The sequence below is a fragment of the Sphingobacterium sp. UME9 genome, assembly GCF_014170215.1.
Taxonomy (GTDB): Bacteria; Bacteroidota; Bacteroidia; order Sphingobacteriales; family Sphingobacteriaceae; genus Sphingobacterium; species Sphingobacterium paramultivorum.
In genome coordinates this window covers 918,218-939,555 of record NZ_LZZP01000003.1, presented here as the reverse complement: position 1 = coordinate 939,555, position 21,338 = coordinate 918,218, and the positions used below count along the sequence as shown (strand labels likewise).

Genomic DNA, 21,338 nt, shown 5'->3' with positions numbered 1-21,338 from the left:
AGGGATAAAATATGTAACTTGTATTTGAAAAGGCAAAAAGGTTCTTAAGTTCCTTTCTACAAGAACTTAAAATATGAAAATAATACTATAGTTGCTATTCGTTTTGTATTTGGCCAACAGTGGATATAGCCCAAAAAAGGCAAAATAATAGACGTAGATTCTTAATTATGGAAATAATCATCAGACAAGCAAAAGAAAGCGAAATCAATGTATTAATCGAGTTTGAACAAGGAATTGTTGAAGCTGAACGACCTTTTGACAATACATTAAAACTAGGCGAAATTCACTATTATGATCTCCTAGAGCTGATCAAGTCCAGGGATGCTGAAGTCCTTGTTGCAATTGTTGACGATCAAGTTGTCGGATCAGGATATGCGAGATTATTGGATGCAAAACCTTATCAAAAATATGAGAAGTATGCTTACCTTGGATTTATGTTTGTTAAACCCGAATATCGAGGGCAGGGTATCAACAAAATGATTTTACATCGATTGATCAACTGGGCAAAAGAAAGAAATATTTCAGAAATAAGACTTCAGGTTTATGAAGAAAATACGAGTGCAAAAAAAGCCTATGCAAAGGCAGGATTTAGACCAAATCTTCTGGAAATGCGTATGGAAATTGATGACTGATAATAATGAAAATTCATTGGGATAATTTCTATAACAAATTAAAAAAAAGACAGCTTTTAAAAATTTAAAAGCTGTCTTTTTTTTGGCGTTATGCACTCATTCGAAACCGATTTATTCGTTATTATGCTCAATTTCGGCAATGATTTCTTTGGCAGATTTGATGACCTGATTATTCAGCTGAATAATCATATTTGCTTGAGATGCTGCATTGATAAGGATTCCTTTTACTTTTGGCGATGCATTAACTGCTTTATACATCATATCGGGATTTATATTTGCATTAGGAATGGATACTAGTTCATCGGCGAGCTTAAAAACCAATGCGTTGTAGTAGGTTTGCCAATCGTCTTTTGATGGCACTACGGTTTGATAATATTCCAAAATTCCTGTTTTTAATTTTCGGTCCTTGATGAGACCAATTTTCCCACTAGATCGGAATCCTTCATAATTACCTGTATTTCTGATCTTAAAGATCGGATTAAGGTTCATCTTAATACGGTCATTGGGGTTGACTTTCACCAAGCTGTCAATTTTTTGTTGGTTTAGTTCTCCGTAAAACTTACAACCTTCAGCTGTATTCGTCAAGTAGGAATTTTGCTTTTCTAAGTCGTTGACATCCTTTTGGAGGTCGACTTTTAGATCTTCCAAAAATTCTTTTACTTCTTGTTGTTCATGCCGATGCTCGCTCCAGCCGTGAAGCCATATAGAAAGTGATACTGCAAAAACGATAATGAAAATCTCAATGGATATTTCTTTCAACTTTTCGGCGAGGCTATGTTTTGGCTCTTTTGCGGTTTTATAAATTTTCTTCGTGTGCTTAATGATCTCGTCTTGCATTTTAGAACTTTAAGTTAATGTAAGGGGATTTTGTTAAATATTGGTGCTAATACACAAAGATGCAAAAGTTTGGCAAAACACACAAATTAATAACTTGTCCATTACTTTTTTGAGGCAGAAAACAGGTGTCAAGTTGTTTTATTGGGGGATATGCCATGGTTTAAAGAAAGTAGTAACAGGCTCAGAACAGAGAAATTGCGTATATTTATGATAGTAAATTACCAGAAAATAGACTATATTATGAAAATATGGACAGGATTGCTATTAATAGCGGTTTTTATACTTCCTTTCCTCCTTTGTGGGCAAAATCGCTATCAGATTAATGGGGTAATACCTCAATTGAAGGAGGATTCCAAAGTATTTTTGATCTACGAAATAGAAGGTAAGTCTGTTGTTGATTCCACTTTTTCAAGAGGTGGAAATTTTTCATTTTCGGGGACTGTAGACTATCCTGTTTCATCATCGCTATATCTCAATAAAAATCCTTATGTAAATAGACCCTCTCGCAATGAGCAAATGGATTTTTTTCGTTTTTATCTTGAGCCTGTCACTATGCAAATGCAAGCAAGCGACTCCTTGAAAAATATAACGATCAGTGGATCTCAAATTAATCTCGACCAAGATGCTTTTAAAAAGATGCGTAGCTCCGTAGATGATAAATTTACAGCACTTAATAAAGAATTTTATGCACTTTCAGCTAATCAACAAAGCGATCCTAAAGTGCGGGAATCTTTTATTGATCGGGAAAAAGGATTAATGGATGACCTATATCGTGTTCATTTAGTATTTGCTCGTCAGCATCCATCGTCCTACCTTAGTTTAATCAGTTTATCCTTTGTTGCTGGACAGGAGAAATTTATGGAAGAGGTTAAAAGGATATATGCCGATTTAGCTGAGAAGCTCAAAAGCTATCCTTTGGCCAAAGAGGTACCCATGCAGTTAGAATCGTCAATCAGGACGAAAGTTGGACAGGTTGCCCCCGATCTCGAACTTCAAACTCAAATGGGTAAGCGTCTAAAACTATCTGAATTCCGGGGAAAGTATCTATTGGTAGACTTTTGGGCTAGTTGGTGTGGGCCATGCCGCGAAGAAAATCCAAATCTAGTAGTGCTTTACAACAAATACAAAGATTCGGGATTCGAAATCTTAGGAATATCGCTGGATAAAGTAGCTCAACGCGAACAATGGGTCAAAGCAATTGCAGATGATAAGCTGAGCTGGCCACAAGTATCTGATTTAAAAGGTTGGGATAGCCAAGCAGCAAAACGTTATGGCATCAATTCCATACCGGCAAGCTTCTTGTTGGATCCCACAGGAAAAATTATACACCGCAACCTCAGAGGAAAAGATTTAGAAGAAAAATTACAGGCAATCTTTTCAGATAAACGTGATCGTAAATAGTCCGCGTATTAGTATATCCGATAAGCTATATTAATACTGGGATATTCTTGTTAGGGCCGCGAAACCTAAGTGTGAAACCGATTGAGGGGGAAAGACTGATCAAAAAATCGCTCATTAATCTAATCTATATATAAATTCCTCAATTTCGATTTGGCGTGCATGTGCAAAACCTCGATCAGTACCAACCTTAACAAAGTCACAATTTTCCAATACTTTTTGGGAACCGAGATTATCGAAAGCGACGCGCCCATAAATAGGACGGTTTGTTTCAATTGAAAGAAACGCTTTAAGTGCTTTTGTTGCAATTCCACGTCCCCAGAATTTCCGGTCAATCCAATAAGTGATCTCAGCATCACCTTCAATAACAAACTTCGCAATACTTCCTACAATTGTCCCATCAATCAGAATCGTTTGATTGTTTATGCTTGGCTCATTGAGAAATTTAGCATACTTCTCAAGGTAAGCTTTCTTATCTGAAGAACTACTTGAGGTAAAAGCTGCGAGATAATTTGCTTCTTCATCAAGCTGAAACTGATAATGTGTTTCTAAATCCGCGTATACTGTCGGTCTAAGAGTAAATTGAAAGTTGAGGTCATCCATGCTTTTTTATGTTCGGTTTATTCCCAAATATAGTAATAAATACACCATTGACTTATTTCAGGTTCCATCTATTTGATGAAAATCTTAAAGAGAATATTGGTTTCAATGATTTTTCCTAAAATAATAATTTATTGATTAATTTTAGGAAAAACCAATTAGACTATTCCAAATGGATGTCATTAAACTATATCTGATTTTATTGTCTTTTTTTATAGGAATTGTATCTGTTTTCAGCCAAGAGAAAAGCATACAGATTCCACTAACAGAATCGAAATATTTCAATGAAAACAAAGGGAATACCATTGATATTCTTTCTTCAACTGATGTTTGGTCGAAAGATGGAAAAACGGATTCAATTCTATGGCCTATAGATATTACGATCCCTGGTGAGAAGTCAAAATCCCATAACATAAGAAAAAAACTGTACGTTGTTACACGCAAAATTCATAATGATAGCGTTAGTGTGGAGATTTCTAGAAGACGTAATCCATTTATTGACAAAGATGTGAAATTCATATTCCATGCCGATTCTCTCAAAAAATGGAGGCCAAAAACTGTTCCTCCAAATATCTTAGAAAAAGTAAAATTTGCTTTTAACTTTATAGATGAAAATACTGGTAGTCACTATAGCCTACCTTGGGAAGCCTATTTTATTCCTTTTTCGGTAGGAATGACCTACAATGACACCCGTCTAAATGAGATGCCGTTAGCTGTTAAAATAGGATTTAACAGAATGGGGAAATTCGGCGAAGATATTATCCATGTATCAAAGAGGATGACGTTCAATAAACCTGAATTTAGAATTTATCGAGATGGGAAAAATCCACATGAAGATAAGTTTGATAATAATATTAGATACAAAGAGAAATATAATCTTCATGACACTGTTGCCATTAATGGCAAATTTATGCGTATCGATAGTCTTGATGAAAGTTTTTCGGTGATTTATTTAACTCCTGTCAGAAACTATGAATCAAATCAATACATATCATCAAGCCTTAAGAAGGAATTGAGTCAGTATTTTAATCCATCCTCAAAATACCTGGTACTAGATTTTTGGGGGACATGGTGTGTTCCATGCATATCAGCTATGCCTAAAACAAAATTAATCGTTGAAGAAGTAAAATCGACAGCTTCTTTTATTGGGGTTTGTTTCGATAAAAAGGATAAATTTGATCTGGCGAAAACAATATTAAATGACAAAGGAGTGAACTGGCCCCAGATTTATGTGGATATGAATCAAAAAACAAATTCTATCGTCTTCGAGTTGGAGGTGTCTATTTTTCCAACCTATATTGTCATTGACCGAGATGGTAAGATAATCTTTAGAGATTCATCACAGGGGCTCGCTCGCATAAAAGATATTCTACTAAATTAATGATTACAATAAGCGACAGTTATTAATATGGTTGTGAAAGTAACATACCTATCTCTTAAAAGGATCACTATCTGAAGCTACGACCGGTATCAGTATAAAAGTTGTCTTCTTGCCACTGACCTTTATCGTTCCGTTACTTTTCCTTTGATCTTCATCGAAGCCAAACCAAAGCCCATTTGAGCAAAAGCCGAACAGCGCTCGAACAAAGGTAGAATTTAAGCCGATGTGATGTTGCTTCATTGAGCCCATATGGGGAGATAGGTAGATACCTCGATTCCTGAAACAGTATCCTCATATTTAAACACAGTTTCAGGTACCATGTGGTTTTCGCTTATATCGACCCCCTTAACAGAAGAAAAGAGATTTAGATGCCTTTTCACAAGCGGCATGGTATGAATATATAAATGGGTTATTTTGTCAGTGCTAGAGTAGCAACCACTATTTTTCTTAGCTTTAGACCTCGCATGGCATATATACATATTATCGGTGTAAAAAAAGATCATTTCAATCTTATTTTCAGGGTACAACGCTTTAATATCGTGTAGCATTTGAAGATGCGTCTTATTAACCATATTGACCTCCACAGCAAAATCTTCGTCATTACTTAGCAGCATCAATAGCTGTTCCTCAAATCTCCTATATCCATCTTTTAAACCTAGTGCAGCATAGCTTTGAACAAAGAGATTAGGGTCAAGTATCTTGATCCCCTCGGGAATGAAATACTGTCCACAAGTACTTTTCCCAATATGAGGAGGGCCAGTTATCACATATATTGTTGCCATGATCAGATACTTTGAATTGTCCCATCGCTATGCTCTTCAACCATTTGCCCATCCTTGCTATAAACCAATGGCTGTTCACGAGAAAACAAATAGGAGCGAATGCTCTTTTGCAATTCTTGCCTCCATTGTATCTTTTCATCCGCAGACATAGTGAATGGATCTTTTTTCATCTTTCCAGTTTTGACAAGTTGTTCTTCTTGAATCATCCTTTTAATTTAAAAATTAATTAACATTAGCTTGTACGATCAATTAAATATAAACATATATTAATATAATATAAAAAAATATTAACACAAAATGCGTGAGAAATTTGATAGACCGACTTTAAATTGGCAACAAAATCCATTATAAAATTAACAGGCGCTGTATATTCTTTTTATCAAGAAAGTATACAAAAGAATTATACAGTTTATTGTTTAAGTTATATACTGATTCGAATATCTCAGGGGCTGAAGGTAAAATTTAGACAACTAATAAAGTTTAGAGAGTTACTTTTCACTCGGGCAACTATTTCCTTTCCTGAAGATAATGAATATAGTTTATTCCATCTCGAACATAGAACTTTTTGAACTTACCAATTTGGCCTGGGCTCTCGTATTAATAAACAACTCTCCAGTCACCGGATTTGGCTCCAATAATGCGTGGAATTTTGAAAGACGAAGTTCTCGTAAAACGTTTCCTTCTTTGGTTTGGTTTTGGCGCTGTTTTTGGTGCTGGTACATCACCTAAAACAGAAAAACCGTTCTTAACAGCGTTAAAAACGGTTTGTTTTGCGGAAAGGAAGGGATTCGAACTTATTTTGTTTTTAACCCTGTTAGCGCTGTTTTCCGACTGTTGTCTAATCGCTTTGCCACGATTCTGCCACAATCTTTGTTTATGCGCTCCAAACTGCGTTTTTTATGTCTCGGCGGAAAGGGAGGGATTCGAACCCTCGATACAGTCATCCCGTATACAGTCTTTCCAGGACTGCTCATTCGACCACTCTGACACCTTTCCGTGTTTCAGTGCACAAATGTAGCAATTTTTTAATTTATTGCAACCTTATTCGTGTTATTTGCCATCAGATTTGTTATATTCTATTGAGACTAAGCGTATTGTTTTTATTTTTTAATGAATAAAACTTATTTCTTATTTTTCGGAATGACAAATAATTATTTCGACATAAAAGGGGAGATCCTCGACATAGCACTAAAACGTACTCAGGAACGTATCACAATGATAGAATCTGCTTTAGAAACAGCCAGAGATTCAAGTAATGACGATACCAAAAGTAGTGCTGGGGACAAATATGAAACTTCACGTGAAATGATTCAACAGGATATCAATCGCTACCAAAAGCAACTCCTGGAAGCCAATAAAGATCTACAGCAACTGATCAGTATAGAATCATTACCAAATGATGTAATGGATGTCGCCAGACTAGGAACGCTTGTTCAAACCAATGTTGGACTATATTTGATCGCCACAAGTATTGGAGCCGTAAAAATAGGGGCTAATAATATCTTCGTCATTTCGCCTGCATCTCCAATTGGACAACTACTTATCGGAAAAAAAATAGGTGATAGTTTTGTTTTTAACAACGTTAATCAAAAAGTTATTGCAATCTACTAAGTGATGAAAATACCGAAAAATTAAACAATATGCCGATGCATCTGTTCTTATTTAGTACAGAAACGAAGAATGACATGAAATTGAATAATTTACTTTTAATCTTCTTACTTGGTGCTTTACTGTTTATTCACTCTTGTAGATCGCCCGAATCCGACGAAAAACTAAGATCAAAAATCGAGGCAGCATTGGAAACTACTGCAGGCATCGAAGTAGATGTCGAGGAAGGGAATGTAACGTTGGATGGACAGATAGGTTCGGATTCGCTCAAGCAGGATATAGAAAACAAAACAAAATTAGCGGGGGGAGAGGATATCAAATCCATTCACAACAATATCATTGTAAATCTTCCTGAACCAGAAGATGCCCGTGAAAAATATCATGAAATTATGGGCGGCGCGATAGATTCTACCTTAACGAGAGATGTCAATCTTGTCCTGGAAGATTTTCCAACCATTACGGCCCAGGTGAAGGAAGGAATTATAATTGCGACAGGTAATCTTGAAAAATCAAAAATCGATACACTAAAGAAAAGATTAGAGCATATCAAGCCCAAAGGCATTGATATGAAAGGTGTCACCAGCCGTTAAACAAAGAAAAGAAGCTATCCATCGATTGACGGGTAGCTTCTTTCATTTGTTCATATGTTTATTTAATGCCTAAGTTAAGCATTTTCTATTAAATCTCGTATAGCAACAGAAGCTATTGCCCCACCAAAGGCTGCTGGTAGATATGACATGGTACCGTAGGCAGACTTTTTAAAGTTACTCCCATCAGTATATAATAATGAATCCTTGTTTGGAAGTTCAGTTGAAAATGCCACTTTTACCCCATCTCGAATACCATGTTTGCGCAATTTCTTACGGATATGATGCGCTAATTTACAATTATAAGATTTACCGATATCGTCAATTTTTATTTTCGTAGGGTCCACTTTCCCACCAGCACCCATTGAACTCACAAATGGTATATTGGCTTCCAATGCCCTCCGAATGAAAAATAGTTTCGGTGTAATACTATCAATGGCTTCAACACAATAATCCGGAGCTAAATCTAATAAAGCAGGTATTTTTTCTGGAATGATAAAGTCTTGTATTACGGTTAAATCCAACTCAGGATTAATAGCTAACAATCTTTCCCGCATAATTTCAGCTTTTGCTTCACCATGATTGGTTGCCAAGGCAGGCAATTGTCTATTACGGTTGGACGGGTCCACTGTGTCTCCATCGATAATGGTCATTTTCCCAACACCTGCCCGGCATATAAATTCTGCAGCAAATGAACCAACACCACCTAATCCCAAAACCATCACATGCGAATTAGCTAATTTTTCAACCGCCGTTCTACCGATCAATGCTTCGGTACGTGACAGCCAGCTTAAATCTTTCATCTATTTAAATTTGTTTTTATATTATGATGAATTCCCAAAATCTATCATTCAACGTGAATAATCAAATTATGATGGGTTCATTTATTAAATACTTTCTTATAATTTTGGAATAAAGCCCGTTTTAACTCTTCCAGTTCGATCGATCTGAGCCGAGCTACGTAGCGATAAAGTGTAGCAATTTCTACAGTCGTATCTGTATCTGTTTCTAAAAACAAATGGCAGAGTGAAATATTTTGTAAAAGTTCGTCTTGACTTCCGTTTAAACAATGTTTTCCTATGGAAAGATAATACCCTTGATCGATTAACTGTTGAGCCAAAGTCCAGTTCTTACGATATCCATGAAAAACAACAGCTTCGTTAAAATTCATTTTTTTTAGACAATCAACAATCTCCTGAAAAGCTCGAACACAATGAATTATCAAGGGCTTCCTATACGTTTTAGCCAAGCGAACCTGTTGATCAAACACAGGCTGTTGGTCGGAGAGGGAAGTGGCGATATTTTTGTCTATACCACATTCACCTATGGCTAAAACTTGACTCTGGGCTAATGCGTCTACCAGGAGTTCCAAATCGTGTTCAGTATTCTCATTGATATACCATGGGTGTAAACCTACTGAACAATCCGCTTCAGAAATTGTCTCCGAATGGTTCAACGTGATATTCTTAATAGAAAGAGTAACACGTTCTTTGACCGGATAATTCCGATGCGTATGTAGATCGATATAGGGAATCTGTGTAGCCAACGAGACAAAGGTCGAAAAAATACTTGAAGCAAAAAATATTCTCTACAAAATTAGTATAGTTTTATTCTCCCAAGCTAGCATCTAAAGCTTCAAGAATACCAGAAGCCTTCAAAAGACATTCTTGATACTCCTGATCGGCAGCTGCCTGATTGGTAACTGCTCCACCAGTATGAAAGGAAAGGTACCTTTTTTGTTTATTGTAAAGCAATGAACGGATAACGACGTTAAAATCGAATTCATCATGCACAGTGTCAAAGTAACCGATAGATCCAGCATAGATACCTCGCTTTCGAGCTTCAAGCTGATCGCAAATTTGCATAGCTGCAATTTTGGGAGCACCTGTCATCGAACCTGCCGGAAAGGTATTTCTAAATACATCCACATTGGCGACTTCTGGGTCTTGCATGCAGGTAATAGTCGAAATCATTTGATGCACTTGTTCGAAGGATTGAATCTCAAAAAGGCGGGTGGCCTCAACCGTTCCGGGAAGAGCACTTCGTGTCAAATCATTACGAACCAAATCAACAATCATCACATTTTCGGCGATCTCTTTTTTTGACCTCAACATATCAGCTATAATCTGTTGGTCCTCTGTTGGATTTGCCCCCCTTTTGGCAGTTCCTTTAATCGGCTGAGAAATCAACTTTCCTTGTCTTTTCGCTAAAAATCGCTCCGGAGAAGCACTCATGATAAAATGATAACCTACCTTGAAAAATGAACTAAAGGGCGTAGGTGATATGGTATTCAACCGATGATAAACTTCCATAGGAGAGATATCAGCATCATCAGCAAAAAATTCCTGACAAAGGTTCACTTCATAGATGTCTCCACGCTGAATATGTGCCTGTACATTTTCAAAAGCTTTGACATATTCACCCTTTGTCCAACGCGACTGCACCTGCACAGAAATTGGGGTTATCGCAGGAATCTGAGTATCGGAAATAGCCTGATAGATTTTAACAGGATCCTCGGCCTCTATATGCACTTGACCCGCCATCCATCGAAGCGTAATTGCTGGCACAAAGAAATAAGCTTCTGGAAATTCGAGCTGATCCTTTCCTGTTGTCTGTAATTCTTCTATCTCATTCTTAAGGTCGTAGGATAGAAATCCGGGGATAAACTGAGATTGATGTAATCTCAAAAAAGCGTCGAGCTGGCCAAATACATTTTCATTTGCACGGAAAGAGAATAATGCCTTGACAGCCAAGATCTGTTCAAATTTGCCCCATTGATCGGACATCCCATTACTATTAAAGAAAGAAATTTCATCAAATTGCCCCGACCAGTGCAGGGCTTTTTGATGAAATTTATCTTTAGAATCGAGAAGATCAAAACTTTCGATCCGCATAGTTTATTTTGATAAAGCTAATGTTTGTTTACGATCAGGACCTACCGATAGGATCGTGATAGGTACTTCGAGAGCTTTCTCTAAATAAGAAATATAATTTTTTAATGCTTCAGGTATTTCTTGTTCAGACGTTATACCAGTCAAATCTTGTTTCCACCCATCAATTTCTTCTAAGATAGGTTCTGCTTGATGCGTGATGATTTCATAAGGCATATAATCAATCACTTCACCATTATACTTATAATGTGTACATGCGTAGATTTTGTCGAAGGTATCCAAAACGTCAGCCTTCATCATAATCAAGTCTGTCACGCCATTCAACATAATGGCATATTTCAAAGCTGGAATATCGATCCATCCCGTACGACGAGCACGGCCTGTAGTCGCTCCAAATTCATGACCTAATTGACGTAATTTTTCGCCAGTTTCATCGTGAAGTTCAGTAGGGAAGGGACCGCCACCTACGCGAGTCGCATATGCTTTAAAGATACCATATACCTTGCCGATTTTATTTGGTGCGATACCTAAGCCTGTACAAGCTCCTGCCGTTGTGGTATTAGATGAAGTAACAAATGGATAAGAACCAAAATCAACATCCAAAAGCGTACCTTGAGCACCCTCAGCTAACACACGTTTGCCTTCTTTCAAATATTGATTCACCAAATGCTCTGAATCCACATGTGGGATAGATTTAATGAATTCGATTGCATCTAAAAATGCTTTCTCTTTTTCACTGAAATCAGGTATTTCACCGTAATGCGAAAGAATACTTAGGTGTTTTTCTTTCAACTTTTGGTAACGCTCTTGAAAATCTGGAAGTGTTGTATCACCGACACGTAAACCATTTCTACCGGTTTTATCCATGTAAGTTGGACCGATACCTTTCAGCGTGGATCCGATTTTTCCTGCACCCATTTTTGATTCTGAGGCAGCATCCAATAATTGGTGCGTCGGCAGAATAAGGTGTGCTTTACGCGCTAAAACCAAATTGCCTTTACCCACCGGATCAAAACCAGCTGTCTTCAGGTTGTCTAACTCTCTTTTTAAGATAATCGGATCGATAACGACGCCATTACCAATAAGATTTAGTGTACCTTCATTGAAGATACCAGATGGAATTGTGTTGAGTACGAATTTCTTGTTATCGAATTCCAACGTGTGTCCGGCGTTAGGGCCGCCTTGGAAACGAGCGATTAAATCGTATTTTGGACAAAATACGTCTACGATTTTACCTTTACCCTCGTCACCCCATTGTAAGCCCAAAAGCACATCAACTTGCATAGCTTTTAAAGTATAGTAATTAAAATGTTATTAATAAAAATAGACTCTATTCAAAAATAAAATGTTCAGGAATTTTCCCCCTGAACATTCCTGAACAAATGTACTATTATATTTAAGAAAATATAAGATTAATTTGAAATAGCTTCGTGAGCGACGGTCTCTTCTTTTTTGTTCTTAAGTTGACAGTCTTGACATACACCATACAAATTGAGAGAGTGGTGCTTAATGTCAAATTTTAAAAGATCCCCCATGAGACTCTGAATTTGATTGATACGTGGATCACAGAATTCAACGACCTTATTACATTCAATACAGATCACGTGATCGTGTTGTTTGAACCCATAAGACTTCTCAAATTGCGCCATGTTCCTTCCAAACTGGTGTTTTGTAACCAAGTCACAAGAGACCAAAAGTTCTAGGGTATTATAAACTGTAGCACGACTGACACGATATTTCTTGTTCTTCATATGGATATACAAAGACTCTACATCAAAGTGATCAGTACGTGAATAAATCTCTTCCAAAATCGCATAGCGCTCTGGTGTTTTTCTTAGATTTTTATTTTCTAAGTAGGCTTCAAAGATTTTTTTTACAGTTGCAAAATTTTCAGCTTGATTCATAGTAAAAATATTCTTGTACAAATTTACCAATTAAGATTGATATTTCCTCTATTAAAAATAGTGCTTAATAGTAGTCGCCTTAGCGTAATTTTCAATCCAACTCTTGGCTATTAATTTTCCGATTCATATCGATTGACACCTGTTATCCCTCTGACTTGCTTTAAATTTCTCATCAAACTTTCAAGCTGAGCAGTATCATTCACATAGACCATAATATTACCATCAAAAATACCTTCGTTACTTGAAATTGACAAGGACCGAATATTAACAGCAAATTCTTGCGAAATAACAGTTGTAAGCTTATTTACTAATCCAACATCATCTATGCCAACTATATGTAAACCTGTCAAAAATGCAGAATCTTTTGTAGAAGCCCAGCGTGCTTTTAAAATTCTATAGCCATAATTTGCCATCAGCTTGGAGGCATTTGGACAGCTCGTACGGTGAATTTTTATACCATCATTAACTGTCAAAAAGCCAAAGACATCGTCACCAGGGATAGGGTTACAACAGGGCGCTAACGTGTAATCGACTTTCTGCATGTCGTCACCAATTAAGATCGTGTCGAATTCCTTCTTATTTATCTTTTCAACTAGTCCACCTATATGGGTATTAAATTGATTTCCTGATGAAGAACTTACATTAATTTCAACTGCTTTTTCATGCGCGACATATTCTCTCAGTTGCCGAATATCAACAATGCCCTTAGCAACATTGTAGAAAAGATCCTGCGAACTGGGATATTTTAAAAAGTTGGCAATTTTATTAATATTATCCGTATTATAGGTAACTTTTAGCGATTTCAACTTACGTTCCAAAATCTCTTTCCCATCCTCCGCAACTCTTCTCTTTTCCTCTTTTAAAGAAGATCTGATTTTGGATTTGGCTTTTGCAGTCACAACAAAATTCAACCAATCCTCCTTAGGCGATTGTTTGCTCGATGTAATAATCTCTACCTGATCCCCATTTTGCAAAATATGACTCAAAGGAACAAGTTTGTGATTTACTTTGGCGCCAATACAACTTGCCCCAATATCAGAGTGGATCTCAAAGGCAAAATCTAAAGCAGTGGCATTGTTGGGTAGTTGAATCAATGTTCCTTTGGGGGTGAATATAAAAATCTCATCGGAGAAAAGATTCATCTTAAAATCATCCACAAAATCCATCGCATTCTGATCCGGACTACTTAAGACATCGCGTACCTTTTTGATCCATTGATCCAAGCCAGAATCTGAATTTGATTCTTTATACTTCCAATGCGCTGCAAACCCTTTTTCGGCAATTTCATTCATCCGTTTGGTTCGAATCTGAACTTCTACCCACTGCCCTTTAGGCCCCATTACAGTAGTATGTAAAGACTCATAACCATTCCCTTTCGGAGAGGAAATCCAATCCCGAAGACGGTCGGGGTTAGGGCGATACAAATCTGTGACAATAGAATAGACTTTCCAACATTCGGTCTTTTCTTTTTCATCCACAGCATCTATTACAATACGTATGGCAAACAAATCATAAACCTCCTCAAAAGGAATCGATTTTTTTCGCATCTTATTCCAAATAGAATGGATTGATTTAGGTCGCCCAAATACGGACGCCTTAATACCCTGTTCCTCCAATATCTCTTTGATGGGACCAATAAAATCGCCTATAAATTTCTCGCGCTCGGCTTTCTTCTCATTCAGTTTTCGAGCTATAAATTTATAGGTATCCGGATCGGTAAATTTCATCGAGAGATCTTCCAATTCGGATTTTATCGCATACAGCCCAAGACGATGTGCTAATGGTGCATAAAGGTAACTTGTCTCCGAAGCAATCTTCAGCTGCTTATCCCTGGCCATAAATTCCATAGTACGCATATTGTGCAGCCTATCTGCCAATTTAATGAGAATTACACGAACATCGTCAGCCAGTGTGAGCAACATTTTTCTGAAATTCTCCGCTTGCATGGAACTGTTTGGATCAAAAATCCCTGAAATTTTGGTAAGCCCATCGATAATTCGGCGAACTTTCTTACCAAACATTTCTTCAATTTCATCCAATGTAACATTGGTATCTTCAACTACATCATGGAGCAACGCGCATACTATAGATGTTGTTCCTAAGCCAATCTCTTCAGCAGCAATCTGGGCAACAGCTATTGGGTGATAAATATAAGGCTCTCCTGATTTGCGTCGCATCTCTTTATGACTATCCAATGCTAAATCAAATGCCTTTCGGATCTCCTGCTTGTCTCCGCGCTGTAAAGTTGGCTTACAAGCGCGCAACAATGCACGGTAACGTTTCCTTATCTCTTTGTTTTCTGCTTCAATATCAATCACATAATCTTTCATAAACGTTGCAGGTAAATGATGTTTTTTGAGTAAATTTGTGTAATTTAGTTAATGTATTCTTGAATACTATTTTCAAGCTAACTTATTTTGTAATAAATCTACCAAAATATTATAGCATTGACAAATTAAAAAGCGTTATATAATTGCCCAAATGAAGACAATATTATTTTGTTTGCTTTTCCTCACAGGGACTTTGTCCGTATGGGCACAGTCTCAATCACTCACTCTTCCTTTGTATGGAGAGGGGGAGCAGGAGACCGTAAACAGTTATATGACAACAACCTTGACAAGCGGAGAGGTGCTACCCTGGTTTCCGATTCCAGAGGTGACTGTTGTAGCCAAAAGAACCTGGTCAAGTGAAGAAGCACGAAGAGAATATCTCCGCTTTAGAAGAAATGTACTGAAGGTTCTTCCTTATGCTATATATGCGCAAAAAAGATATGATCAGCTAGACAGAGATCTCGCGCTAACTTCGGACAAAAAGGAACATAAAGCATTGGTTGAAAAATGTGAAAGTGACGTAAAACAGATGTTTGACCGAGAAATCAAAAATATGACTATTTCACAAGGCAAAATACTCATTAAATTGATCGATCGTTATACGGGACATACCGGTTATGAAATGGTAAAGGAAATGAAGGGTGGGATTTCCGCTTTTTTCTATCAGGGAGTCGCGAAAATATTCGGTCACAACCTAAAGTCAACTTATGACCCAAAAGAAGACTTTGCCATTGAAAATATCATTAGGGAATTCGAGAAGTCGAGACCTCAACCTGTTATGTGACCAATCAAACCAAAATCAGATGAAAACAGTATACGACTTTGACGCACTTCAGTTTAACGGTAAAAAAAAATCCCTCGCTGATTTTGAAGGTAAAGTTTTACTCATTGTCAATACTGCCAGCCAATGTCTCTTTACCAGACAATTTAAATCGCTCGAAAAACTTTACCAAAAATATAAAGACCAAGGTTTCGAAATTCTGGCATTTCCAGCAAATAATTTTCGTAACCAGGAACCGTTAACCGGTAGTACGCTAGAGACATTCTGCCGGATCAATCAACAGGTGAGTTTTCCTATTTTTAAGCGTAGCCATGTTATCGGCGAATATACAACACCTTTATACAGTTTTCTTTCGAGCAAAGATCAAAATGGACATATTAACAGTAAACCTTCCTGGAATTTCCACAAATATCTGGTAAACAAAAAAGGAGAGGTCATTGATTTCTATTATCCGACTACTTCGCCATTATCAAGTAAAATTTGTCGCAATATTGAGCGTCTTTTACAAGAGTAACTCATAAACTGCTTACATTTGCCGCAGTTCCCCACAGCACAGGCCGAGTCGTATATGGACTTGGGATCAATAACCACACGGGACTAGTAAAGGTTTTCCGCCAAAACTATCCATCGGTCAATTGGAATGATTTGTCATAAAAAGGGAAGCCAATTAAAAGAGAGAAATATTATATGTTAAAATTAGATCTACTTATCATTGCTGTACATCCAGATGACGCTGAGCTAGGCGCCGGAGGTGTGATGGCAAAATATGTTGCAGAAGGAAAAAAGGTAGGAATTGTTGATTTAACCCAAGGTGAGCTCGGCACGCGCGGCACAGCAGAGACTAGAGCACAAGAAGCAAAAGATGCTGCCGAAATATTAGGGCTGGCCGTTAGAGAAAATCTTGGCCTAAGAGATGGTTTCTTTGAAAATGCTGAAAAAGAAAAAATGGCTGTAATAAGGGCTGTCCGCAAATACCAACCGGATATTATCATTACAAATGCCATTACTGATCGCCACCCAGACCATGGAAGAGCGGGACAGATGGTCAACGAAGCCTGCTTTCTTGCTGGCTTGAGAAAAGTGGAAACTTTTGATCAGGACAATATTCCTCAGGAGGCCTACCGCCCTCGATTGGTACTGCAATTTGTACAAGACTATTATATCAAACCTGATGTTGTCATTGATATAACAGATTATTATCACATTAAAGAAAAATCTGTACTAGCTTACAAAACTCAATTCTATACCGGAGAAAATGTAAATCCGGATGAACCACAGACGTATATTTCTAATCCGGATTTCATGGAATCGACTGCTGCTAGAGCGCGAGAATTTGGACGGTACATTCAAGCGAAATATGCCGAAGGATTTACTTCCAAGAAGATACTTGGCGTTGATGATTTATTTCATCTGAAGTAGGAAGTAGAATCTATCTGATATTATGGTAAAATAAAATGCGGGATTATTCATATTTTAACTAGAATGGTCCCGCATAATTCTTTAAACGAGGATTATAAACTGATTTTATGGAAACGATATCGGTGGCATGCAGATTTTACTGATGTTTATCCCAACAAAGCAATCGTCTTGACAATTATCGGGAACATAGCCCGCAGAAGAAATTAGACCATTGTTTTTGGCTTCAAAATAGATCTTTGAGTCTTTTCTTTTTATCAGCCAATCCTTCTTTGCTCTCTCATAAACTTGATCCAGCGTAGAAGCTTCATAGCCTTCGTCGTGCGTATTTAATTCAGTCTTGTTTTCTGTCCATTTAGCATAAGTCTGCACTTTGCCATCTTCGAGGTATGTTTTGGCTTCATATGATCTATGTTCTACCTGACCGTTAAAAACTGTTATTGTGGTCGTACTATTACTTCCTGTCCAGGAAGAGCTGGTAACAGTATATTGATAAGAATTAGCATTCTCCTTTTTATATTTTTGATAAGCTTCATAACTCTTATCAAATTCAGAAGAATAAGCGACATCTTTACTACAGGAAATAAAAAAACTTGACAGGACCAATGGTATGGCAATAAAACAGCTACTTTTCATAATTAAGTTATTTAAATCTTAATTAGAAGGATCCCGCCTGCACATTGGCTACACCTAGGAAATAAACCCTTTTACATATTGTTTTGTTATTTCATTTTGAGGATTTAACAGAACCTGCTCTGTTGGGCCAAACTCAAGGATCTCGCCCCCGTAAACAAAAAGGACATAATCAGACACGCGTCTTGCCTGTCGCAAGATGTGCGTCACCAATACAATGGTATAATCTTTCTTCAATTCAATTAATAATTCCTCAATTTTAGCAGTAGAAAGTGGATCTAATGCAGATGTCGATTCATCCCCAAGGATAATCTCAGGTTCTACAGCCAACCCTCTTGCAAGACAAAGCCTTTGTTGCTGACCAATGGACAATCCGCTAGCCGAATGTCCGAGGCGATCCTTGACTTCGTCCCATAGAGCCACATTTCGCAATTGTGTTTCCACAATTATGTCCAACTCCTTTTTGCTTCGAGTACCATGTATACGAGGACCATAAGCCACATTATCATAGATCGACATTGGTAGCGGATAAGGTTTTTGGGACAAAAGTCCCATTTTCTTACGAATATGCGTTACTTCAGCATTTCTACCATAAATATCCTCACCATTAACGAGAACCGAACCCGTTATTTCAACACCTTTAGTATCGTCTACCAATCTATTAAGCGTCTTCAAAAGCGTTGTTTTCCCACAACCTGAAGGACCAATAATAGATGTGACACTATTGTTTGGTAGCGCGAGGTTGATATTTTTGAGTATATGTCGCCCGTCAATATAAACGTTAAGATCCTTGATTTCAATATGTGGATTGATCAAGGGATTTGTTATCGACGATTTTTTTGTTTCGATTGAAGGATATGAGTGCATACTACAATAATTAAAATAATGATTGTTAAAACTAAAGCTGAAGCATAAGCGCGCCCCTGAACTTCAGGAATAGGACTACTTAACTGAAAAAATATGGCCAATGGCAACGTTGCTGCCGGTTCATCAATATATTTTGGAAGATTATCACTAAAACCTGTTGTCAATAAAACGCCTGCAACATCACCAATAGCACGCCCAAAAGCCAACAAAATTGCAGTAAGAAGCCCTGTTCGGACACTCCTTAGCATGACCTTAGCCAATTCCCAGCGTGTTGTCCCTAGGGAAAGAGTAACATTCTTTAGGTCTTCAGGAATGGTTTTGATCAATTCGTCCACAGTACGAACCACAATTGGAATGGTTAGCAGTGTTACTGTAATGATACCCCCCAATAGCGATGCTCGAATACCTAAATAAACCATAATTCCAAAACCAACAGCCCCATAAACAATAGAAGGAACACCATACAATACATCAAACAACAATTTAGAAAGTTGAGTCACTTTTGATTTCGCTCCCAAATAAACATTAAGGTACAACGAAATCGGAATTCCTATAATTGCAGACAGGGCTGTTGCCACACCTGCTAAATAAAGAGAACCCAAAATCGCATTCAAAATCCCACCTTCCTTTCCAATATAAAATCCACCTTTTGGCAACTGACTAACCATCGCCCAACTGAGATAAGGAAGCCCCTTATACAAGATAGTTCCTACGATAAAAAATAGGGAAGCAGTGACAGTTATCCCAGAGAGATGCATAAAACCTTTGGCTACCTTTTCACTCAATAGCCGTCTTTTCGTATTATCCATGCTGAGCTCCTTCCAGTCGTCTCAATATAAGACGAGATATTAAATTAAAAACAAATATGATCACGAACAGCAGCAACGCTGAGAACATTAATGCAGATTCATAAAGCGGAATTGACATCATTTCCCCAAAATTATTGGCTATTAATGCTGGAATTGGATATCCCGCATCAAATACCGAAGTCGGCACCTTTGCAACATTGCCACAGACCATCAATACCGCTATTGTTTCACCAAAGGCTCTAGATGTTGACAAAACAATGGCAGCAACAATACCCGGCCTAGCTTTTTTCAGAATAACATGTTTGATGGTATCCCATTTTGTCGCACCTAAAGATAGCGAGGCCGCCTTTAAGTCATAGGGAATGGTCTGAAGTACCTCAACCATGATGGAGATCATGATGGGAAAGATCATCACCGCTAATACAATACCGCCAGCAAGCACAGAATATCCAGAGGTTACAACACCAAAGATCGGCGCTATATACAACTGAATCAAGGGTACAATAAACAAGACACCCCAGACTCCATAAAGTACAGGTGGTATTGCAGCCAAGATATTGACCAAAGGAAGCATCATATTCTTTAAAGCATCCGAAGCATATTCAGTTAAGTAAACAGCAGTCAGTATACAAAGTGGAATCGCAATAGCAAGAGAAATCAAGGTAACGGCGAGCGTGCCTGCAATAAAAGGCAAAAAGCCAAACGACCCTTTCATTGGTGACCAAACCTTATCGGTTAACAGTTGAAAGATATTACTGTATTCAAATAACGGAATCGATTTTATGGTTAAACCAACCGCAATAATCACCACAACTGAAAGTGAAATCAGTAAGAGGAGCAAAGTGGATCGCTTGACCAGTATATCTTTAACGAGACGAGTATTTAGCATGCTATAACTTATTAAGTTCTTCTTTTATCAGTGTTTCATTTAGTGGGACATAACCATTTTCAAGGAGCTGCGATTGCGCCTGTTTCTGGAGCACAAAAGAAATAAACTCCTTCAACAGAAGGGATTCGGTCTTATTACGCGTTACAAAGGTTAACTCTCTTGAAGGTGGAGCAGGGTATTTCCCTGTAGCAACGGCCTCTGTCAAATTAGATAGTGTACCATAAAACTGCTCATTATCTTCAACATGTCCATTTTTATTCAGATCCAAAGGAACAACAGCAATACGGTCAAAGACCTTGTTAGTTTTTAGATTATAAACGTAGTTAATGTTATTGAATCCAATCCCATGAATATCATCCTTAATAGCCTGGGCAATCCCGGGATCACCAAAAATGCCAATACCTTGCAGATCTTCCTGCTTATGACCAAAAAATTTGGCCCATGTTTCAGCTGCTCCAGCAGCATCCGAACGCACATACACGTTGATAGGATCCGCCGTAAACTGAGAATCAATTTCTTTCCAGGTCTTAAACTTTCGATTCACAAAAATATTCAGCAATTCTTCGCGACTCAAACCACGCTTCAAAATAGCAGGATAATTAGGGTTGTCAGGATTGATCGTACAGATAACGGCGTCTTTTGCAACAATAATTGGAACAGCCCCTTTTTTTATTTCCTGCTCATGTAGATCTCTAGATACCATCCCAATATCAACCATCCCTGTAAGAACATCTGCAATTCCTTTTCCAGCACCTCCAGCTGAAATATTGAAGCGAACATTGGGGTGTATTTTTTTAAAATCTTCACTCCAAACTACTGCCAAAGGATAAAGGGCAAATGCACCGGACAAAGAAATATTACCTTCAAAACCATGTTCCTTGCTGTAACCATTTTTAACTTTCGGCGCACAGGAAGTCATTTTAAATACGATTACACAGCTTAAAATCAGAACTATAAAACACTTTCTTATCATTGCACCTAAAAGTCTACAGG

23 protein-coding genes and 1 tRNA gene are annotated in these 21,338 nt (G+C 37.6%); 8 read left to right on the top strand and 16 right to left on the bottom strand.

What is annotated here, in order from left to right:
- The first annotated feature begins 167 nt into the window (after positions 1-167).
- On the top strand, positions 168-632 hold the full coding sequence (locus A9970_RS05505) for a GNAT family N-acetyltransferase (protein ID WP_182981598.1): 465 nt from the start codon (positions 168-170) through the stop codon (positions 630-632).
- Between the two features lie 111 nt (positions 633-743).
- Here the strand turns inward: A9970_RS05505 and A9970_RS05500 are convergent, their stop codons facing one another.
- Complete coding sequence (locus tag A9970_RS05500; protein WP_182981597.1) at positions 744-1,469, bottom strand: DUF6090 family protein; 726 nt, start codon at positions 1,467-1,469, stop codon at positions 744-746.
- A 240-nt stretch (positions 1,470-1,709) separates the two neighbouring features.
- Between A9970_RS05500 and A9970_RS05495 the strand changes: the two genes are divergently transcribed.
- Positions 1,710-2,870, top strand: coding sequence for a TlpA disulfide reductase family protein (locus A9970_RS05495; protein ID WP_182981596.1), 1,161 nt, complete (start codon positions 1,710-1,712; stop codon positions 2,868-2,870).
- A gap of 114 nt (positions 2,871-2,984) precedes the next feature.
- Here the strand turns inward: A9970_RS05495 and A9970_RS05490 are convergent, their stop codons facing one another.
- Positions 2,985-3,470: a GNAT family N-acetyltransferase gene (locus A9970_RS05490; protein ID WP_182981595.1), complete on the bottom strand. Its 486-nt coding sequence runs from the start codon at positions 3,468-3,470 to the stop codon at positions 2,985-2,987.
- Between the two features lie 169 nt (positions 3,471-3,639).
- Here A9970_RS05490 and A9970_RS05485 point away from each other — a divergent pair, with 169 nt between their 5' ends.
- Positions 3,640-4,848, top strand: coding sequence for a TlpA disulfide reductase family protein (locus A9970_RS05485; RefSeq protein WP_182981594.1), 1,209 nt, complete (start codon positions 3,640-3,642; stop codon positions 4,846-4,848).
- 236 nt (positions 4,849-5,084) lie between these two features.
- Here A9970_RS05485 and A9970_RS05480 read toward each other — a convergent pair whose 3' ends face one another.
- The 3 genes from A9970_RS05480 to A9970_RS05470 all read right to left on the bottom strand — a co-directional run bounded on the left by A9970_RS05480 (position 5,085) and on the right by A9970_RS05470 (position 6,626).
- Complete coding sequence (locus tag A9970_RS05480; protein WP_182981593.1) at positions 5,085-5,630, bottom strand: hypothetical protein; 546 nt, start codon at positions 5,628-5,630, stop codon at positions 5,085-5,087.
- Positions 5,631-5,632: 2 nt separating this feature from the next.
- Positions 5,633-5,836, bottom strand: coding sequence for a hypothetical protein (locus A9970_RS05475; protein ID WP_182981592.1), 204 nt, complete (start codon positions 5,834-5,836; stop codon positions 5,633-5,635).
- Between the two features lie 702 nt (positions 5,837-6,538).
- A tRNA-Ser gene (locus tag A9970_RS05470) sits at positions 6,539-6,626 on the bottom strand.
- Between the two features lie 144 nt (positions 6,627-6,770).
- Between A9970_RS05470 and A9970_RS05465 the strand changes: the two genes are divergently transcribed.
- Together A9970_RS05465 and A9970_RS05460 are read left to right on the top strand one after the other, a co-directional pair.
- The gene (locus tag A9970_RS05465) at positions 6,771-7,241 is read left to right on the top strand and encodes a GreA/GreB family elongation factor (protein WP_182981591.1); all 471 of its coding nucleotides are present in this window, start codon (positions 6,771-6,773) and stop codon (positions 7,239-7,241) included.
- A gap of 74 nt (positions 7,242-7,315) precedes the next feature.
- Complete coding sequence (locus A9970_RS05460; RefSeq protein ID WP_182981590.1) at positions 7,316-7,828, top strand: BON domain-containing protein; 513 nt, start codon at positions 7,316-7,318, stop codon at positions 7,826-7,828.
- A 74-nt stretch (positions 7,829-7,902) separates the two neighbouring features.
- Here A9970_RS05460 and A9970_RS05455 read toward each other — a convergent pair whose 3' ends face one another.
- The 6 genes from A9970_RS05455 to A9970_RS05430 form a co-directional block, all read right to left on the bottom strand.
- Positions 7,903-8,628 (bottom strand): ThiF family adenylyltransferase, encoded by a 726-nt coding sequence (locus tag A9970_RS05455; RefSeq protein ID WP_153848832.1) that lies wholly within the window; start codon positions 8,626-8,628, stop codon positions 7,903-7,905.
- A 77-nt stretch (positions 8,629-8,705) separates the two neighbouring features.
- Positions 8,706-9,371 carry a TatD family hydrolase gene (locus tag A9970_RS05450; RefSeq protein WP_182981589.1) on the bottom strand — a complete coding sequence of 222 codons (666 nt, stop codon included), beginning with the start codon at positions 9,369-9,371 and terminating at the stop codon, positions 8,706-8,708.
- 61 nt (positions 9,372-9,432) lie between these two features.
- The gene (locus tag A9970_RS05445; protein WP_182981588.1) at positions 9,433-10,719 is read right to left on the bottom strand and encodes an anthranilate synthase component I family protein; all 1,287 of its coding nucleotides are present in this window, start codon (positions 10,717-10,719) and stop codon (positions 9,433-9,435) included.
- 3 nt (positions 10,720-10,722) lie between these two features.
- Positions 10,723-12,000, bottom strand: a complete 1,278-nt coding sequence (locus A9970_RS05440; RefSeq protein ID WP_070564133.1) for an adenylosuccinate synthase — start codon at positions 11,998-12,000, stop codon at positions 10,723-10,725.
- 128 nt (positions 12,001-12,128) lie between these two features.
- Positions 12,129-12,620: a Fur family transcriptional regulator gene (locus A9970_RS05435; RefSeq protein WP_046673375.1), complete on the bottom strand. Its 492-nt coding sequence runs from the start codon at positions 12,618-12,620 to the stop codon at positions 12,129-12,131.
- A gap of 110 nt (positions 12,621-12,730) precedes the next feature.
- Complete coding sequence (locus tag A9970_RS05430) at positions 12,731-14,950, bottom strand: bifunctional (p)ppGpp synthetase/guanosine-3',5'-bis(diphosphate) 3'-pyrophosphohydrolase (protein WP_070564136.1); 2,220 nt, start codon at positions 14,948-14,950, stop codon at positions 12,731-12,733.
- Between the two features lie 151 nt (positions 14,951-15,101).
- Here A9970_RS05430 and A9970_RS05425 point away from each other — a divergent pair, with 151 nt between their 5' ends.
- From A9970_RS05425 to bshB1, 3 genes are all read left to right on the top strand, one after another.
- Positions 15,102-15,734 (top strand): DUF4294 domain-containing protein, encoded by a 633-nt coding sequence (locus tag A9970_RS05425; protein WP_182981587.1) that lies wholly within the window; start codon positions 15,102-15,104, stop codon positions 15,732-15,734.
- 19 nt (positions 15,735-15,753) lie between these two features.
- Positions 15,754-16,245, top strand: coding sequence for a glutathione peroxidase (locus A9970_RS05420; RefSeq protein WP_153848813.1), 492 nt, complete (start codon positions 15,754-15,756; stop codon positions 16,243-16,245).
- A 173-nt stretch (positions 16,246-16,418) separates the two neighbouring features.
- Positions 16,419-17,150: a bacillithiol biosynthesis deacetylase BshB1 gene (gene bshB1, locus A9970_RS05415; RefSeq protein ID WP_153848814.1), complete on the top strand. Its 732-nt coding sequence runs from the start codon at positions 16,419-16,421 to the stop codon at positions 17,148-17,150.
- A 105-nt stretch (positions 17,151-17,255) separates the two neighbouring features.
- Here bshB1 and A9970_RS05410 read toward each other — a convergent pair whose 3' ends face one another.
- Genes A9970_RS05410 through A9970_RS05390 form a run of 5 tightly spaced genes read right to left on the bottom strand, consistent with a single transcriptional unit; the run spans position 17,256 to position 21,264 of the window.
- Positions 17,256-17,783, bottom strand: a complete 528-nt coding sequence (locus tag A9970_RS05410; protein ID WP_182981586.1) for a hypothetical protein — start codon at positions 17,781-17,783, stop codon at positions 17,256-17,258.
- A 54-nt stretch (positions 17,784-17,837) separates the two neighbouring features.
- A complete protein-coding gene (locus A9970_RS05405) occupies positions 17,838-18,647 on the bottom strand; it encodes a phosphate ABC transporter ATP-binding protein (protein WP_153848816.1) in 810 nt (269 codons plus the stop codon).
- A complete protein-coding gene (locus tag A9970_RS05400) occupies positions 18,605-19,456 on the bottom strand; it encodes a PstA family ABC transporter permease (protein WP_159726724.1) in 852 nt (283 codons plus the stop codon). Before A9970_RS05400 ends, A9970_RS05405 begins: the two co-directional genes overlap by 43 nt.
- The gene (gene pstC / locus A9970_RS05395; protein ID WP_182981585.1) at positions 19,449-20,345 is read right to left on the bottom strand and encodes a phosphate ABC transporter permease subunit PstC; all 897 of its coding nucleotides are present in this window, start codon (positions 20,343-20,345) and stop codon (positions 19,449-19,451) included. Before pstC ends, A9970_RS05400 begins: the two co-directional genes overlap by 8 nt.
- Before the next feature lies 1 nt (position 20,346).
- Positions 20,347-21,264: a PstS family phosphate ABC transporter substrate-binding protein gene (locus A9970_RS05390; protein ID WP_259655333.1), complete on the bottom strand. Its 918-nt coding sequence runs from the start codon at positions 21,262-21,264 to the stop codon at positions 20,347-20,349.
- Positions 21,265-21,338: the final 74 nt, after the last annotated feature.